This window comes from Enterobacteriaceae bacterium Kacie_13 (genome assembly GCA_013457415.1).
Lineage (GTDB): Bacteria > Pseudomonadota > Gammaproteobacteria > Enterobacterales > Enterobacteriaceae > Rahnella.
In genome coordinates, this window is the sequence record CP045665.1 from 2,850,288 (window position 1) to 2,866,800 (window position 16,513).

The following is a 16,513-nucleotide window of genomic DNA, read 5'->3' on the forward strand; positions in this document are numbered from 1 at the left end:
TCAATCCCTCAAGGATGCTTGGAATCGCTGTTTTAGAGCCTCTACGCATTTTGCAACGGTAGCGGCGATCTCCTCTTCTTCCAGTGTACGGCCGGTATCCTGCAACACCAGACTGATAGCCAGGCTCTTGTAACCTTCCGCTACGCCCTTGCCACGGTACACATCAAACAAGTTTACGCCAACTACCTGATTTGCGCCAACTTTCTTGCACTCTGCCAAAATATCGTCTGCGGGCACGTTTTCAGCCACAACAACAGCGATGTCACGGCGGTTCGCCGGGAAGCGGGAAATCTCTTTCGCATCAGGCAGTACGCGGTCTGCGACCTTATTCCACAGCATTTCGAAGACCACGGTACGGCCATTGAGATCGAGTTTACGTTCGAGCTCAGGGTGGACTACACCAATGAAACCAATACGTTCGCCGCGTAAATAAATCGCAGCGCTCTGCCCCGGATGCAGCGCTGGGTTTGCTTCAACCCGGAACTGCACGTCGTTCATTTTACCGGTAAGCTCAAGAATCGCTTCAAGATCACCTTTCAAATCGTAGTAGTCAACGGCCTGACGCGCCAGATCCCAATGCTCTTCATTTTTATTACCAGAAATCACACCTGACAGCATGACGTCCTGACGAATGCCTAAATCAGCTTGAGTATCAGGCACAAAGCGCAGGCCGCTTTCGAATAAACGTACGCGACTTTGCTGACGGTTCTGGTTGTTGACCACTGCAGTCAGCAGACCTGACCACAGGGAAAGGCGCATGGCTGACATTTCTACCGAAATTGGGCTTGGCAGAATCAGCGCTTCTTCGCCCGGATGCAGCAATGCCTGCACTTTAGGATCAACAAAACTATAGGTGATCGCTTCCTGGAAACCGCGGTCAACCAGCAGATTTTTCACACGTTTCAACGAGAGAGTGGCTTCGCGATGTTTGGTCATTTCCAGATTAGCTTTCACCGGAACATCAGGAATGTTGTTGTAGCCGTAAATACGGGCAACTTCTTCCACCAAATCTTCTTCGATTTGCATGTCGAAGCGCCAGCTTGGTGCCACAGCTACCCAGTGATCGCCTTTATGCTCAACCTTACAACCCAGACGGGTCAGAATGTCCGTGACCTGCGCATCTTCAACATGGTGGCCAATCAGACGATCCAGTTTTTCACGACGCAGGGTAATAGTCGCGGCTTTCGGCAGATGAGCCTGAGAAGTCACATCAATTACCGGACCGGCTTCACCGCCACAAATGTTCAGCAGCAACGCGGTAGCGCGCTCAATGGCTTTGTGTTGCAGGTCAGGGTCAACGCCACGCTCATAACGATGCGAAGCATCAGTATGCAAACCCTGACGGCGCGCGCGGCCAGTGATCGACAGCGGAGCAAAGAATGCAGACTCCAGGAGAACGTCCTGTGTTTCGTCATTCACGCCAGAATGCTCACCACCAAAGATACCGGCCATCGCCAGCGCTTTGTCGTGATCGGCAATAACCAGCGTATCTTCTTTTAGCTTAGCTTCGGTGCCGTCAAGCAGCGTAAGCGCTTCATCTTTCTTCGCCATACGCACCACGATACCGCCGTTGATACGGCTAAGATCGAAGGCGTGCATTGGCTGACCCAGCTCAAGCAGCACGTAGTTAGTGATATCCACTACAGCATCAATTGAACGGGTGCCACAGCGACGCAGTTTTTCGCGCATCCACAATGGCGTTGGCGCTTTAACATTAATGCCTTTCACCACGCGGCCTAAATAGCGCGGGCAGGCATCAGGTGCCTGAACATCGATAGACATGGAGGCATCAATAGTCGCTGCAACCGGATTCATCTCAGGTTCAACCAACGGCAATTGGTTAACCACAGCAACATCACGGGCTACGCCGATGATTCCGAGGCAATCAGCGCGGTTTGGCGTAACGCTGATTTCGATGGTGTTGTCGTCTAGTTCCAGGAATTCGCGGATATCTGTCCCGATCGGCGCATCCAGCGGCAGCTCGATGATCCCGTCGTGATCTTCAGAAATTCCAAGCTCAGAGAATGAGCACAACATCCCTTCCGAAGGCTCACCGCGCAATTTGGCGGCTTTGATCTTGAAATCGCCCGGCAGTACAGCTCCGACCGTCGCCACGGCAACTTTCAGGCCCTGACGACAGTTTGGTGCGCCACACACGATGTCCAGCAGACGGTCACCGCCCACGTTCACTTTTGTTACACGCAATTTATCAGCATTAGGGTGCTGACCGCACTCGACCACTTCGCCAACTACGACGCCGTTGAATGCACCGGCAACAGGATCCACGCCGTCAACTTCCAGACCGGCCATGGTGATTTGGTCGGATAATGCTTCGCTGCTGATGGCTGGGTTTACCCACTCACGCAACCAGAGTTCACTGAATTTCATGTGATAATCCCGCCTTACTTAAACTGTTTGAGGAAACGCAGATCGTTTTCGAAGAATGCACGCAAATCAGTCACGCCGTAACGCAACATGGTCAGACGTTCCATGCCCATACCGAAGGCAAAACCGGAATACACTTCTGGATCGATGCCTACGTTACGCAACACGTTCGGGTGCACCATGCCGCAGCCAAGCACTTCCAGCCATTTGCCGTTTTTGCCCATCACGTCAACTTCCGCAGAGGGCTCGGTAAACGGGAAATAGGAAGGACGAAAACGGATCTGCAAATCTGCTTCAAAGAAGTTGTTCAGGAAATCGTGCAGCGTGCCTTTCAGATTGGAGAAGCTGATGTCTTTATCAACAATCAGGCCTTCCATCTGATGGAACATCGGGGTATGCGTCTGATCGTAATCGTTACGATAAACGCGGCCCGGCGCGATAATACGGATCGGCGGTTGCTGGTCTTTCATGGTACGGATCTGCACACCGGATGTCTGCGTACGCAGCAGGCGTTTCGCATCAAACCAGAAGGTGTCGTGGTCTGCGCGTGCCGGATGGTGAGCGGGAATATTCAGGGCATCAAAGTTATGATAATCATCTTCAATTTCCGGACCGGTTTCCACGGTAAAGCCTAATTCACCGAAGAAGGTTTCAATGCGGTCGATAGTACGGGTCACCGGATGCAAACCACCGTTTTCCATACGGCGGCCTGGCAGGGAAACGTCGATCGTCTCTTCCGCCAGGCGGGCATTCAGTACTGCAGACTCCAGCGTATTTTTACGCGCATTCAGAGCTTCCTGAACCTGCGTTTTCGCTTCATTGATCACTGCACCCGCTGCCGGGCGTTCATCCGCTGGCAAGTCACGGAGGGTCGTCATCTGGAGTGTCAGGTGGCCTTTCTTACCCAGATATTCGACACGCACGTTATCCAACGTGGCGATATCCTGAGCACTCTCTACGGCTGCCTTGGCGTTGGCAACCAGCTCTGCGAGATGTGGCATTGCTTTCCTCTTCTTTCTGGCCAATATGGCCCGATGTAAAATAACCGTGATTAATCAGGGGCGCGATTTTGACCCTGAACCTTAGTGTATAAAGCACAGATACAAAAAAGCCTCCACGGGGGAGGCTTAGGCGCTACTTTTCGTTTCTTCTCTTACGCGCGAAAGCCTTCCTGAGTCAGGCGCTAAAGTAAAAAAAGAAACGGAAAATAGCAGCATTCATGCTTGCGTTACCTTGTTGATCAAACTCTTGAATCGGGAATGAAGCGACGTTGACGATACTACACAACGAATCAGGTTGTTTTCAAACACAAAATATAAAAGAGGGAGCAAGCTCCCTCTTTCACCTGACTTACGCCAGTGCTGCTTTCGCTTTCTCAACCAGAGCGGCAAATACCACTTTGTCGAAGACTGCGATGTCAGCCAAAATCTTACGGTCAATTTCAATAGAAGCTTTTTTCAAGCCGTTAATGAATTTGCTGTAAGACATGTCGTTCTGACGAGCTGCTGCGTTGATACGCGCGATCCACAGCTGACGGAACTGACGTTTCTTTTGACGACGGTCACGGTAAGCGTATTGACCAGCTTTGATAACAGCCTGGAATGCAACACGATATACGCGCGAACGGGCACCGTAGTAACCTTTCGCCTGCTTTAAAATTTTCTTGTGACGTGCACGTGCAATCACACCACGTTTTACGCGAGCCATATGCTCTCCTGAGTTTTATATTCTAGATGAAAAAAAGTGTATTTATGCGTACGGCAGACATGCAGAGACAAGGCCCAAATCGTTCTTGGATACCATGCCTTTTGGACGCAAGTGACGTTTACGCTTAGTAGCTTTTTTGGTCAGAATATGACGCAGGTTAGCGTGCTTACGCTTAAAACCACCGTTAGCGGTTTTTTTGAAGCGTTTAGCGGCGCCGCGTACTGTTTTGATCTTTGGCATTTTACATTCCACTTCGCATTGTTATTAACATGAATCAGAAAGGCGAATCCAGCATACGCGGTGCGAACACCGCGCAGCAGGATTACTTGGAAGCCTTACTGTTTCTTCTTAGGTGCGAGCACCATGATCATCTGACGACCTTCGATCTTCGTAGGGAAGGATTCGACAACGGCCAGTTCAGAATCTTCACACAGGTCTTTACGGACGCGGTTAAGCACTTCCATACCGATCTGTTGGTGCGCCATTTCACGCCCACGGAACCGCAGGGTGATTTTGGCTTTATCGCCATCTTCCAGAAAGCGAATCAGGTTGCGTAGTTTGACCTGATAGTCGCCATCATCGGTACCAGGTCGGAATTTAATTTCCTTAACCTGAATAACTTTTTGTTTCTTCTTCTGCTCTTTAGTCGACTTGCTCTTCTCGTAGAGGAATTTGCCGTAATCCATGATTCGACAAACTGGCGGCTCGGCATTCGGACTGATTTCTACTAAATCGACGCCCGCTTCCTCAGCTTTTTCAAGAGCTTCATTCAGACTGACAATACCAATCTGCTCGCCATCGACGCCGGTGAGGCGAACTTCTTGCGCGCGAATCTCTTTGTTAATGCGATTAGGACGCGCCGGTTGAACTCGTTTTCCGCCTTTAATACTTTATTCCTCCAGTTGATGAAGACTTCTGCTGCGGATTTCCGCCAGCAGTTTGTCAACGACTTCGCTAACATCCATGCTTCCTAAGTCTTTGCCGCGGCGAGTACGAACGGCAACTTTGCCTGCTTCGACCTCTTTATCGCCACAAACTAACATATAAGGAACACGGCGTAGCGTGTGTTCGCGAATTTTAAAGCCAATCTTCTCATTTCTCAAGTCGGCTTTAACGCGAATGCCTGCATCTTGCAGTTTTTTGGTTAATTCTTCGACATAGGTAGCTTGTGTATCAGTGATATTCATGATCACTACCTGTACCGGTGCCATCCATGTTGGGAAGAAGCCTGCGTATTCTTCAGTCAGAATACCAATGAAGCGCTCCATTGAACCCAGAATAGCACGGTGAATCATTACCGGAACCTGACGGTCGTTGCTTTCGCCAATATACGAGGCGTTCAAACGACCAGGTAATGAAAAGTCGAGCTGCACGGTACCACACTGCCACGCACGATCCAAACAATCGTACAAGGTAAATTCAATTTTTGGACCGTAGAACGCACCTTCACCCGGCTGATAATCGAACGGAATGTCGTTTTCAGTCAGTGCTGCCGCGAGGTCATCCTCAGCGCGAGTCCACATTTCGTCAGTACCAATGCGCTTCTCAGGACGGGTGGATAATTTCACCACAATCTTCTGGAAACCAAAAGTGCTGTACATGTCGTAGACCATGCGGATACAGCTGTTCACTTCATCACGTACCTGCTCTTCTGTACAGAAGATATGGGCATCATCCTGAGTGAAACCACGAACGCGCATCAGACCATGCAATGCGCCTGATGGTTCGTTACGGTGGCAGCTGCCGAACTCAGCCATACGCAGCGGCAAATCACGGTAAGATTTCAGACCCTGATTGAAGATCTGTACATGGCCGGGGCAGTTCATTGGTTTGATGCAATATTCACGATTTTCAGAAGATGTGGTGAACATCGCTTCTTTGTAGTTTTCCCAGTGACCTGTTTTTTCCCACAGTACGCGGTCCATCATAAATGGACCTTTCACTTCCTGATAGTCATAAGACTTCAGTTTCATGCGTACGAAGGCTTCCAGTTCACGGAAAATGGTCCAGCCGTCATTGTGCCAGAAAACCATGCCTGGTGCTTCTTCCTGCATATGGTACAGGTCAAGTTGCTTACCGATTTTACGGTGATCGCGCTTGCCAGCTTCTTCCAGACGCTGCAGGTAGGCATTAAGTTGTTTTTTCTCAGCCCATGCTGTGCCGTAGATACGTTGCAGCATTTTGTTGTCACTGTTGCCACGCCAGTACGCACCGGAGGTTTTCTGCAATTTGAAATGATGGCAGAAACGCATATTCGGGACGTGAGGACCACGGCACATATCGACGTATTCTTCGTGGTGATACAGACCAGGACGGTCATCATGACTGATGTTTTCATCCAGGATTGCCACTTTGTATTCTTCGCCACGGCTTGCAAAGGTATCGCGCGCTTCCTGCCAGCTGACTTTCTTTTTGATAACGTCGTAATTCTTCTCAGCCAGTTCGTGCATGCGCTTTTCAAGCAGTTCGATGTCTTCCTGAGTCAACGTACGATCTAAATCAACGTCGTAGTAGAAGCCATTATCGATAACCGGACCAATAGCCATTTTGGTGTCTGGCCACAATTGTTTAATGGCATGACCCAAAAGGTGCGCACAGGAGTGGCGCAGAATTTCAAGACCGGCTTCGTCTTTAGTGGTAATGATCGCCAGTTGCGCATCAGCCTCGATAAGGTCAGTAGCATCGACCAGTTCCCCATTTACGCGGCCAGCGATACAGGCTTTCGCCAGACCAGGACCGATATCAAGGGCAACATCAAGAGGAGAAACGGGACGATCAAAAACGCGCTGGCTTCCGTCAGGAAGAGTAATAACAGGCATGTTAATTCCTTAATCTACAGTGGTGCCCCACACGACAGAGCACATCTAGAAAAATATTTGAGTTTGAATTCGTATAGTTATTCACGCTATTCAGCTTTACCTTGCCGAATATAAACACCCTGAATACATCACAGTGTCGTATCGGGATGCGACGTGAAAACAGGCGGAGAGTTTACCACCCGTAAAGTGCGCATTTCCAGCAACCTCTGTTGCTTAGTGCGGATATTTTTCGTGTAATCATTCCCGAAGCAGCTAAGGTAATCGAAAGACGCACATTAAAAGGGAAATTTATGACAGAAGTCGGCCAGTTATTTCAGGCAATTGGATTAGGTTTGGTGGTGATTCTGCCTTTAGCGAACCCGCTCACGACCGTAGCTTTATTACTCGGTCTTTCCGGGAATATGACCGCACAGGAGAGAAACCAGCAATCGCTGATGGCCTCGGTATACGTTTTTATCATCATGATGGTGGCTTATTACGCCGGACAGGTAGTGATGAATACTTTTGGTATTTCTATTCCCGGTCTGCGTATCGCGGGGGGGCTTATTGTCACCTTTATCGGCTTCAGGATGCTTTTCCCTCAGCAACACGTGGAAGAGAAAGTGCTGATGGAAAACAAAACCGAAGAGATGAAAAGGCAGGACTCGCCAAACATTGCGTTTGTGCCGCTGGCCATGCCTAGCACAGCCGGGCCGGGTACAATTGCGATGATTATCAGCAGTGCGTCCACGATTAAAGACGGTGTTGATTTCCCGCATTGGGTAATTATGGTGGCGCCGGTGATGATTTTCTTCCTGGTTAGCCTGATTTTATGGCTGACGCTGCGCAGCTCTGGCGCAATTATGCGTTTGGTTGGGAAAAGTGGTATTGAAGCGATTTCAAGACTGATGGGATTCTTGCTGGTTTGCATGGGCGTGCAGTTCGTGATTAACGGTATCAGTGAGATTATTACTCACTTCCCGCCAGCAGCCTGAGCTGCTGGCAGAAGGCACGACACGCTTATCGCATAGCCAGATAAGCGTTGTTCACTTTCCACAAATAACGCGGAGCCTGCGGCGCCGGGTGTTTTTTCTGGACGTGCTGATAAAACTCGGTTGGCGACATCTGATTGATTTGAGCAATCGCGAAGGTCTTATCTTTCGCGAAAGTTCTCAGCAGTGCCCCGGCACCGTTGACATACGCCACGGTCGTCGCATAACGACGCGTCTCAGGATTGTTAATTCCTGCCAGTTGTTGCTGCAAAATGCTGAGATATGCCGTACCCAGATCGATATTTACCGCGGGATCTTTAAGATCACGCGGTGAGGGCTGACCATAGCGTCCTTTCATCCGGTAGGCATCGCGTCCTGCCGTTGAGGCCTTTAGCTGCATTAACCCAATCGCATTCGATTTACTGACAACGGTTGGGTTATATCCAGATTCGACCTGAATGATGGCTTTAACCAGTGTTTCATCTACGCCGTAAGTGCTTGCCGCCTGACGAATAACTTCGCCGTAAGGTCCCTGATGCATTAATGAAGTATCAGCCCGCGATGGCGGTGTTGGTTTCAAAAAGTGCGTCGTCTGAACCGGCGTTTCTTTAGCGCACCCCGCCAGTAATAGCGCAGCCATCAAATAAAGAATGTTTAGTTTCACATTATCTCTCTCGCGACTTGGACGAGATGTAGCATATACATCTTCTTCCCACACCTAAATATCTTTTTAGTCTATTATTAATATTGTTTTGTTAAATAAGGGGGTTAGAAGCATGTCGATAAGACAATTCTGCTAATAAAACCTGTTTCACTTCACATATTCTTAAATTGTCTTTTTCATTACCTGAAAGCTCAATTTCGCCAATGTTTACATTGCGTAAAATAACGCCTTATTCTGATTCAGCCGTGCGCAGGATCAGGTTTTTGAGGCGAAAAAAACGCTAACTTAATGAATTATCGGGCCAGTCAGAAGGGGTGATACCATGTGGCAAGCCGTCAATCGTTTGTTGAGTGAACATCTGGGCAGTGCAGAAATCCGCGAACGTGTTGAGCTTCCGGGAGGAGAAATTCATCCCGCCTGGCGGCTGAGTTACGGTGACAGGGATGTATTTGTGAAATGCAACGCGCGTGAAATGTTACCTATTTTCGCTGCCGAGGCCGATCAGCTCGCCCTGCTCGCCCGCAGCCAGACCGTGCGCGTTCCAGAAGTTTATGGGGTAGGCAGCGATCGCGATTACAGTTTTCTGCTACTGGAATACATTCCCCTAAAACCGCTTGATGCTCACAACGCCTATTTATTAGGTCAGCAGCTCGCAGCACTGCATCAGTGGAGTGAACAGCTACAGTTTGGGCTGGATTTCGATAATGAGCTGGCGACACTCCCTCAACCTAATAGCTGGCAAAGGCGCTGGGCGACATTTTTCGCTGAGCAGCGCATCGGCTGGCAGTTACAGCTGGCGGCTGAAAAAGGCATGGTGTTTGGAAATATCGAAGACATAACCGCCAGGGTTCATGCCCGTCTGCAAAATCATCAGCCCCAGCCTTCTTTGCTGCACGGCGATTTATGGCCGCATAACTGTGGCCTTTCAGATAACGGTCCGGTGATTTTCGATCCCGCCTGTTATTGGGGCGATCGGGAGTGCGATCTGGCGATGCTGCCGTTGTATCCGAATGTGCCTCCCCAGCTTTATGATGGCTATCAGAGTAAGACCCCGCTGCCCGATGACTTCATTTCGAGGCAGCAAATATACCAGTTATATTATTTGCTCAATCGCAGTAATTTATTCGGTGGGCAGCATCAGATGGTGGCCCAACGCGCCGTAGAGAGATTGCTACACGATAATACTAATTAGCAGGATAGATAAGTGAAAACTCAAACAAATAAGGCCTGAATGGTTAAAATATTCAGGCCTTATTTATGCAAAAAAATCGCTTTATTGGCTCGCGGAATTCATGATCTGCTAAACCAGTAAACCCAACAATTTCAAAATGAAATAGCCGATAACGGCAATGATAATCGGCAGAATATACAGCGGAAAATATTGCACAAAAATAGTATGCCGCGGTATCACAATCCGTTCTTCAATCTGAGGACGCGTGCGCCCTTCTGCGCCTTTGGCCTGCTCCAGAATTAGCTGATCCTGTATGCCTTCTCGGATATGTTTCACCTGACGTGACATTCTTGCACCGGACGCCTGAAGCGCCAGACCGACAAAAATTAGCCAATAAATAATGAAGAACATAATGTTCGCACTGGTCATCCCCTGGCCTAAAGACGGCACCGGCGAGTTGTACCAGAACACATTAAGAAAAGTGGTATTAAATCGTACCATATCCACCATGACATGGACGAAATCCAGCATCACCGCATTGATGCCCTGTTGAGCCTTAGTATGCTCATTAATAAAAGTAAGCAATGAAATCAGTGTAGAAAGCAGCGCAGGGATGAAAATTACCCATCCTGCAATCCTTTTAAGGACTGCGACACGTCCAGCTTGTTGGTACGTCATGAATTCCCCTTGTTAGGACGTCTTTATCAACGGCTAAGTTTACCCACAGAAGGTCTGCTCTGCTCATCATTTTAATCAGTTAGCACCACAGCTCGCCAAAAATGGCCCCTTTAGGAATTTTGCCAACGGATTTATCCCTTTCACCGCCAGTGATAGAGTAGCATTTCTTTCACTGATACGGAGTTCACCCGCATGGCTTACATACGCCCTGTTAATGCCGCAATTTTCGATATGGATGGTCTGTTAATTGATTCTGAACCTTTATGGGTTCAGGCAGAGCTTGATGTGTTCAGCAGTCTGGGTGTGGATATCACACAGCGGCATTTACTGCCGGATACACTTGGCCTGCGCATCGATCAGGTGGTGCGGATGTGGTATCAGGCGCTGCCTTGGCAGGGGCCGAATCAGGAAGAAACCTCGGCGATGGTCATCGCCCGCACCATCGAACTGGTTGAGCAAACCCGGCCACTGCTACCCGGCGTGACGCATGCGCTGGAACTGTGCCGAGATCAGGGACTGAAAATCGGACTGGCTTCCGCGTCGCCGCTGCACATGCTTGATACTGTGCTGGAAATGTTCAACCTGCATTCGTACTTTCAGGTGCGCGTTTCTGCCGAAAAACTGCCCTATAGCAAGCCCCATCCGGAAGTGTACCTGCTCGCTGCCGCAGAGTTGCAGGTCGATCCGCTGAACTGTGTGACGCTGGAGGATTCCTTTAACGGGATGATCGCTACCAAAGCGGCACGTATGCGTTCAATTGTGGTCCCGGCCCATGAATTTTGCGCCGACCCTCGCTGGGCGCTGGCTGATACCAAATTGTCCTCACTGGAGGAATTAATACCCGCGCATATCCGCTGACTCTCAGGCGCAGCAGACTGAAATTCACTGTTGCGCCGTTGATTTCCTCCTCGCTCCCTTTCGAATTCCCTTCCCCTCTTGGTCGATTAATTTCGGAAATCTTGAGCTGACTCATAAATAAATAAAACGTTATTTCATTTTTATTGAATTCACATGCCAATGTCCTTATGCTTTCTGCAATACGGACGAGCCGGGAGCTCTCCTGCTTCTGTAAGCTGTCACTGCCACGCAACGGTCAGACTAGCCCGGTAAGTCCTCCTTTATATGCACATCACAACGCACGAGAGGCACGACATGCAAGTTCGTCAAAGCATTCACAGCGATCACGCTAAAACCCTTGATACCGCTGAGTTACGCCGCGAATTTCTCATCGAGAAGATCTTCGAGAGAAATGCCTACACCATGACATACAGCCATATCGACCGCATTATTGTAGGCGGCGTGATGCCTGCTGAAAAAACAGTCTCTGTCGGAGATGAAGTCGGTAAGCAGCTTGGCGTAAGCTATTTCCTTGAACGCCGTGAACTGGGTGTGATCAATATCGGCGGGCCGGGCGTCATCGTTGTCGATGGCACAACTTATGAAATTGGTCATGAAGAAGCGCTCTACGTCGGCAAAGGTGCTAAACAGGTGGAATTTAGCAGCATTGATGCAGCAAAACCGGCCAAGTTTTACTACAACAGCGCTCCGGCCCACACCACGTTCCCTGACAAAAAAATCACGCTGGCAGAGGCCTCTCCACAAACCATCGGCGATGCAGCCACCAGCAACCGCCGTACCATCAACAAATTCATCGTGCCGGACGTTCTGGAAACCTGCCAGCTGACCATGGGGTTGACCAAACTGGAAGAAGGCAGCCTGTGGAATACCATGCCGTGCCACACCCATGAGCGTCGTATGGAAGTGTATTTCTACTTCAATATGGAAGAAGAAACCGCAGTCTTCCACATGATGGGGCAACCGCAGGAAACACGCCATCTGCTCGTTCACAACGAGCAGGCGGTGATCTCCCCGAGCTGGTCAATTCATGCGGGCGTAGGGACGAAAAACTACACATTTATCTGGGGAATGGTTGGTGAAAACCAGGTATTCGACGACATGGACCACGTCAAAGTCAGCGAAATTCGCTAACCCAGTGGCTTCGTCACAACCGTGCGGAGCCTTCTTATCTTTCAGGCGAATGCGCCGTTGCAAAAGAGATTCTGATTATGATCCTCAATGCGTTTGAATTAACTGGCAAAGTCGCCATCGTGACCGGTTGCAATACCGGGCTTGGGCAAGGAATGGCGCTCGGACTGGCTCAGGCCGGTTGTGACATCATTGGCATCAATGTATCTGAGCCAAGTGAAACAGCTGAAAAAATCGCCGCAACCGGTCGTCGTTTCCTCGATTTGCGCGCCGACCTGAGCAGCATTCAGGGCATTCCAGAGCTGATAGAACAAGCGATCCGAGAATTCGGCCATATCGATATTCTGGTTAACAATGCCGGGATTATCCGCCGTGAAGACGCCATCGAATTCAGTGAGAAAAACTGGGATGACGTGATGAACGTCAACAGCAAAACACTGTTCTTTATGTCGCAGGCGGTCGCGAAACAGTTCATCAAACAAGGCAATGGCGGCAAGATCATTAATATCGCGTCGATGTTGTCTTACCAGGGCGGAATACGTGTGCCCTCTTACACGGCATCGAAAAGCGCGGTGATGGGTCTGACGCGACTGATGGCCAATGAATGGGCGAAGCACAATGTCAACGTGAATGCGATTGCCCCAGGGTATATGGCGACCAATAATACTGAGCAACTTCGCTCGGACGGTGAGCGCAGCAAAGAGATTCTCGATCGTATCCCGGCGGGGCGCTGGGGTTTGCCGGAGGACGTGATGGGGCCGGTCGTTTTCCTGTCCTCCAAAGCTTCAGATTATGTCAATGGCTACACCATCGCCGTCGACGGAGGCTGGCTGGCTCGCTGAAAAACATACGTGACAATTTTAAGACGTATTTTTATACGTCTTTCCCCATTTAATCAATCCGTTGACAATTAGTTACAGGGTTCCGCTTCCAACATTGTGACAGTTTCACTTATACTGGATAAAATAACAGTTATCCAGTTCGGACGCGTCATGACGGCGGAAGGCCACCTCATTTTTTCTATCGCCTGTGCGGTATTTGCCAAGAAGGCGCAGCTCTCACCCGAGCTGGCGCACGGCGACTGGTGGCATATTATCCCAGGGTCTTTACTGACGTGCCTGCTCCCAGACATTGATCACCCAAAATCACTGATAGGCCAGCGCCTGAAATGGATTTCCCATCCGATTGCCCGCGCTTTCGGGCATCGCGGCTTTACGCACAGTCTGCTGGCCGTCATCGGCGGTATTTTTCTTTTACGTACTCATTTCCCCCACAACTGGGTTATCCCGGCGGATGCATTTCATGCCATGGTCATTGGCTATCTCAGTCATATTCTTGCCGATATGCTGACGCCTGCGGGTGTTCCTCTGCTCTGGCCTTGCCGCTGGCGTTTTCGCTTGCCAATTATTAACAGTCAGAAAGGCAATCAGCTGGAGCGCACGCTTTGCCTGATGCTGGTCGGATTTACTTTGTTCTGGCCCGACTGGACGCCCATCATTGGTGCAATCAATCCCGAGATATTTAATCATCTGCTGAAGCTATTTGTTTGATCAGCATGAAATAGCCGCAATCCGGTGATAATTAATACAAATATAGCCAAAAAGTTATAAAGCATTCTTTTTGGATATAAATGATCGGGCACCCAAACTGATATTCTTCACTCCAACGCTATGGGATGGTGCAATCCTTTTTGGAACACCCGTTTAAAATATAAAACTATAAGTCTGGAGTTTGGTATGAATCTTCCGCTCGTTCTTAACGTAGTGGTTTTTGTTGCTTTGCTTATACTGCTGGCGCAAACCCGTCACAAGCAGTGGAGTCTGGCAAAAAAAGTTCTGGCTGGTCTGGGACTCGGTGTGGTTTTTGGTCTGGCGCTGCAGCTGATTTACGGCTCTGATGACCCGGTACTGAAAACGTCAATTACCTGGTTTAACATCGTCGGTAATGGTTATGTGCAGTTGCTGCAAATGATCGTGATGCCGCTGGTGTTCGTATCTATCTTAAGTGCGGTTGCGAAATTACATAATGCGTCCTCATTAGGTAAAATCAGTTTCCTGACCATCGGAACTCTGCTGTTCACCACGCTTATCGCCTCTCTGGTCGGTATCTTTGTGACTGGTCTGTTCGGCCTGACCGCGGAAGGTCTGGTGCAGGGTACACAGGAAACGGCGCGTCTGACCGCCATTCAGTCTAACTATGTCGGCAAAGTGGCAGACCTGAGCGTTCCACAGCTAATCCTTTCCTTTATACCTAAAAACCCGTTTGCCGATCTGACCGGTGCAAGCCCAACCTCAATCATCAGTGTCGTGATCTTCGCCGCGTTCGTGGGCGTTGCAGCCTTGCAACTGGTAAAAGATGATGCGGAAAAAGGCCCTCGCGTTCTGGTCTTCATTGACACCCTGCAGGCGTGGGTAATGAAGCTGGTGCGTCTGGTGATGAAACTGACTCCGTACGGCGTGCTGGCTTTGATGACCAAAGTGGTGGCAGGCTCGAACATTCAGGATATCGTCAAGCTGGGCAGCTTCGTGGTGGCTTCATATCTGGGTCTGGCGATTATGTTCGTCGTCCACGCAGTCCTGCTGTCCTTCACCGGCGTTAACCCGGCGAAATTTTTCCGTAAAGTCTGGCCGGTGCTGACCTTCGCGTTCACCAGTCGTTCAAGCGCAGCCACTATCCCGCTGAGCGTGGAAGCGCAAACCCGTCGTCTGGGTATTCCGGAATCTATCGCCAGCTTTGCAGCCTCCTTCGGTGCCACTATTGGCCAGAATGGCTGTGCCGGTCTATATCCGACCATGCTGGCCGTGATGGTTGCCCCAACTGTAGGTATCAACCCATTTGATCCTGTATGGATTGCAACATTGGTAGGTATCGTAACACTAAGTTCTGCGGGTGTTGCAGGCGTCGGTGGCGGTGCAACCTTCGCTGCGCTGATAGTATTGCCAGCAATGGGCCTGCCGGTCACACTGGTCGCGCTGCTGATTTCCGTTGAGCCTCTGATAGACATGGGGCGTACTGCGCTGAACGTCAGTGGTTCAATGACCGCCGGTACCATCACCAGCCAGATCCTGAAACAAACCGATAAAACGGTGATGGATTCGGAAGAGACGGCTGAACTGGCACACCGCTAAGTTCTCGACGTTTAAAAACAAAAAACCGAAGCCTGGGCTTCGGTTTTTTTATGCGTCACTGCTCTGTGCAAAGTTTAATAATCAGAACGGGTAGTCGTGGAAACCAATCTGCTCTGAAATATTGCGTGCCGCCGTGTGTAGCATAGCAACGTAGTCAGTCTTACTTTCTTCAGAGAAACGAATAGTCGGGAAGGAAATACTCAATCCCGCAATCACCACGCCGAAGCGGTCAAAAACCGGCACAGCGATACAACGAAGTCCCTGCTCCTGCTCTTCATTATCCTCACCGTAACCTTGCACACGCACCTGATCCAGCGCCGTCTGTAAATCAGCGGCATTCATAATGGTGTTTTCAGTACTGCGGGTAAATTCAATTTCCTGCAACAGCGCACTAACTTCAGCTTTATCGCCCCACGCCATCAGCACTTTACCAATAGCGGTGGTGTGCAGCGGGTTACGGCGACCGATACGGGAATGCATACGCAGGTTATACATTGAATCGATTTTGTGGATGTAAACAATGCCGTCTTCATCCAGCGCGCCTAGGTGGATAGTTTCACGCGTCAGACGGGACAATTCACGCATCTGAATATCAGCACTGCGGATCAAATCGACGTTTTGCAACGCCTTCGCGCCCAGTTCAAACAACTTGAGGGTCAGCGAGTATTTTTCTGATTCCCCTTCCTGCGCGACGTATCCCAAAGATTTCATCGTCTGTAAGAAACGATACACCGTGCTTTTTGACATCATCACGCGTTGAGAAAGTTCAGTGATACCAATCTCGCGCTCTTCGCCCAGCGCCTGCAAAATACCAAAAACTTTCAGGACAGAGGAAACGGAATCGGGTTGCTTATCAAGATCTGCGATAGCCATAGAATGAATTACCTGCTCGCGTTGGTTTTGTTTCAAAAAAAATAGAACGTAGTTTTTATTATAGTGGCAAGCATCACACAGAAGCAATCAGGGGATTGAACGGCAATGTAAGAACTGTTAACCCCGTTTCA

17 protein-coding genes and 1 other annotated feature are annotated in these 16,513 nt (G+C 49.7%); of the genes, 7 read left to right on the forward strand and 10 right to left on the reverse strand.

The features are described from left to right. The 7 genes from pheT to thrS form a co-directional block, all read right to left on the reverse strand. The gene (gene pheT, locus GE278_12975) at positions 1-2,388 is read right to left on the reverse strand and encodes a phenylalanine--tRNA ligase subunit beta (GenBank protein ID QLK61626.1); all 2,388 of its coding nucleotides are present in this window, start codon (positions 2,386-2,388) and stop codon (positions 1-3) included. Positions 2,389-2,402: 14 nt separating this feature from the next. After that, a complete protein-coding gene (gene pheS, locus GE278_12980; protein ID QLK61627.1) occupies positions 2,403-3,386 on the reverse strand; it encodes a phenylalanine--tRNA ligase subunit alpha in 984 nt (327 codons plus the stop codon). Positions 3,387-3,486: 100 nt separating this feature from the next. Then, positions 3,487-3,611 (reverse strand) — a sequence feature (Phe leader region). Next, positions 3,562-3,672, reverse strand: coding sequence for a pheST operon leader peptide PheM (pheM, locus tag GE278_12985; protein QLK61628.1), 111 nt, complete (start codon positions 3,670-3,672; stop codon positions 3,562-3,564). Its footprint overlaps the feature before it by 50 nt. A gap of 63 nt (positions 3,673-3,735) precedes the next feature. Continuing rightward, positions 3,736-4,092 carry a 50S ribosomal protein L20 gene (gene rplT / locus GE278_12990; GenBank protein ID QLK61629.1) on the reverse strand — a complete coding sequence of 119 codons (357 nt, stop codon included), beginning with the start codon at positions 4,090-4,092 and terminating at the stop codon, positions 3,736-3,738. Positions 4,093-4,134: 42 nt separating this feature from the next. After that, on the reverse strand, positions 4,135-4,332 hold the full coding sequence (gene rpmI / locus GE278_12995) for a 50S ribosomal protein L35 (GenBank protein ID QLK61630.1): 198 nt from the start codon (positions 4,330-4,332) through the stop codon (positions 4,135-4,137). Between the two features lie 95 nt (positions 4,333-4,427). Then, positions 4,428-4,979 (reverse strand): translation initiation factor IF-3, encoded by a 552-nt coding sequence (infC, locus tag GE278_13000; protein ID QLK61631.1) that lies wholly within the window; start codon positions 4,977-4,979, stop codon positions 4,428-4,430. A gap of 3 nt (positions 4,980-4,982) precedes the next feature. Continuing rightward, a complete protein-coding gene (thrS, locus tag GE278_13005) occupies positions 4,983-6,911 on the reverse strand; it encodes a threonine--tRNA ligase (GenBank protein ID QLK61632.1) in 1,929 nt (642 codons plus the stop codon). Between the two features lie 290 nt (positions 6,912-7,201). On the opposite strand from thrS, the gene GE278_13010 reads away from it, so the two are divergent. Beyond that, on the forward strand, positions 7,202-7,885 hold the full coding sequence (locus GE278_13010) for a MarC family NAAT transporter (GenBank protein ID QLK61633.1): 684 nt from the start codon (positions 7,202-7,204) through the stop codon (positions 7,883-7,885). A gap of 25 nt (positions 7,886-7,910) precedes the next feature. Here GE278_13010 and GE278_13015 read toward each other — a convergent pair whose 3' ends face one another. Then, positions 7,911-8,546 carry a transglycosylase SLT domain-containing protein gene (locus GE278_13015; GenBank protein QLK61634.1) on the reverse strand — a complete coding sequence of 212 codons (636 nt, stop codon included), beginning with the start codon at positions 8,544-8,546 and terminating at the stop codon, positions 7,911-7,913. 322 nt (positions 8,547-8,868) lie between these two features. On the opposite strand from GE278_13015, the gene GE278_13020 reads away from it, so the two are divergent. Next, a complete protein-coding gene (locus GE278_13020; protein QLK61635.1) occupies positions 8,869-9,738 on the forward strand; it encodes a phosphotransferase in 870 nt (289 codons plus the stop codon). Between the two features lie 108 nt (positions 9,739-9,846). Here GE278_13020 and GE278_13025 read toward each other — a convergent pair whose 3' ends face one another. Next, on the reverse strand, positions 9,847-10,395 hold the full coding sequence (locus GE278_13025) for a hypothetical protein (GenBank protein QLK61636.1): 549 nt from the start codon (positions 10,393-10,395) through the stop codon (positions 9,847-9,849). 192 nt (positions 10,396-10,587) lie between these two features. Between GE278_13025 and hxpB the strand changes: the two genes are divergently transcribed. From hxpB to GE278_13050, 5 genes are all read left to right on the forward strand, one after another. Then, complete coding sequence (gene hxpB, locus GE278_13030) at positions 10,588-11,253, forward strand: hexitol phosphatase HxpB (GenBank protein QLK61637.1); 666 nt, start codon at positions 10,588-10,590, stop codon at positions 11,251-11,253. Between the two features lie 294 nt (positions 11,254-11,547). After that, positions 11,548-12,384, forward strand: coding sequence for a 5-dehydro-4-deoxy-D-glucuronate isomerase (gene kduI / locus GE278_13035; GenBank protein ID QLK61638.1), 837 nt, complete (start codon positions 11,548-11,550; stop codon positions 12,382-12,384). Positions 12,385-12,461: 77 nt separating this feature from the next. Beyond that, on the forward strand, positions 12,462-13,223 hold the full coding sequence (gene kduD, locus GE278_13040; protein ID QLK61639.1) for a 2-dehydro-3-deoxy-D-gluconate 5-dehydrogenase KduD: 762 nt from the start codon (positions 12,462-12,464) through the stop codon (positions 13,221-13,223). Positions 13,224-13,373: 150 nt separating this feature from the next. Next, entirely contained in the window at positions 13,374-13,931 is a 558-nt protein-coding gene (locus GE278_13045) for a metal-dependent hydrolase (GenBank protein QLK61640.1), read from the forward strand. Positions 13,932-14,117: 186 nt separating this feature from the next. Next, a complete protein-coding gene (locus GE278_13050; GenBank protein ID QLK61641.1) occupies positions 14,118-15,509 on the forward strand; it encodes a cation:dicarboxylase symporter family transporter in 1,392 nt (463 codons plus the stop codon). A gap of 81 nt (positions 15,510-15,590) precedes the next feature. Here the strand turns inward: GE278_13050 and kdgR are convergent, their stop codons facing one another. After that, on the reverse strand, positions 15,591-16,382 hold the full coding sequence (kdgR, locus tag GE278_13055) for a DNA-binding transcriptional regulator KdgR (GenBank protein ID QLK61642.1): 792 nt from the start codon (positions 16,380-16,382) through the stop codon (positions 15,591-15,593). Positions 16,383-16,513: the final 131 nt, after the last annotated feature.

Excerpts from the sequence above, each read along its gene's own strand:
- pheT (QLK61626.1), bottom strand. The coding sequence starts at position 2,388 with ATGAAATTCAGTGAACTCTGGTTGCGTGAGTGGGTAAACCCAGCCATC.
- pheS (QLK61627.1), bottom strand. The coding sequence starts at position 3,386 with ATGCCACATCTCGCAGAGCTGGTTGCCAACGCCAAGGCAGCCGTAGAG.
- rplT (QLK61629.1), bottom strand. The coding sequence starts at position 4,092 with ATGGCTCGCGTAAAACGTGGTGTGATTGCACGTGCACGTCACAAGAAA.
- rpmI (QLK61630.1), bottom strand. The coding sequence starts at position 4,332 with ATGCCAAAGATCAAAACAGTACGCGGCGCCGCTAAACGCTTCAAAAAA.
- thrS (QLK61632.1), bottom strand. The coding sequence starts at position 6,911 with ATGCCTGTTATTACTCTTCCTGACGGAAGCCAGCGCGTTTTTGATCGT.
- GE278_13010 (QLK61633.1), top strand. The coding sequence starts at position 7,202 with ATGACAGAAGTCGGCCAGTTATTTCAGGCAATTGGATTAGGTTTGGTG.
- GE278_13020 (QLK61635.1), top strand. The coding sequence starts at position 8,869 with ATGTGGCAAGCCGTCAATCGTTTGTTGAGTGAACATCTGGGCAGTGCA.
- GE278_13025 (QLK61636.1), bottom strand. The coding sequence starts at position 10,395 with ATGACGTACCAACAAGCTGGACGTGTCGCAGTCCTTAAAAGGATTGCA.
- hxpB (QLK61637.1), top strand. The coding sequence starts at position 10,588 with ATGGCTTACATACGCCCTGTTAATGCCGCAATTTTCGATATGGATGGT.
- kduI (QLK61638.1), top strand. The coding sequence starts at position 11,548 with ATGCAAGTTCGTCAAAGCATTCACAGCGATCACGCTAAAACCCTTGAT.
- kduD (QLK61639.1), top strand. The coding sequence starts at position 12,462 with ATGATCCTCAATGCGTTTGAATTAACTGGCAAAGTCGCCATCGTGACC.
- GE278_13045 (QLK61640.1), top strand. The coding sequence starts at position 13,374 with ATGACGGCGGAAGGCCACCTCATTTTTTCTATCGCCTGTGCGGTATTT.
- GE278_13050 (QLK61641.1), top strand. The coding sequence starts at position 14,118 with ATGAATCTTCCGCTCGTTCTTAACGTAGTGGTTTTTGTTGCTTTGCTT.
- kdgR (QLK61642.1), bottom strand. The coding sequence starts at position 16,382 with ATGGCTATCGCAGATCTTGATAAGCAACCCGATTCCGTTTCCTCTGTC.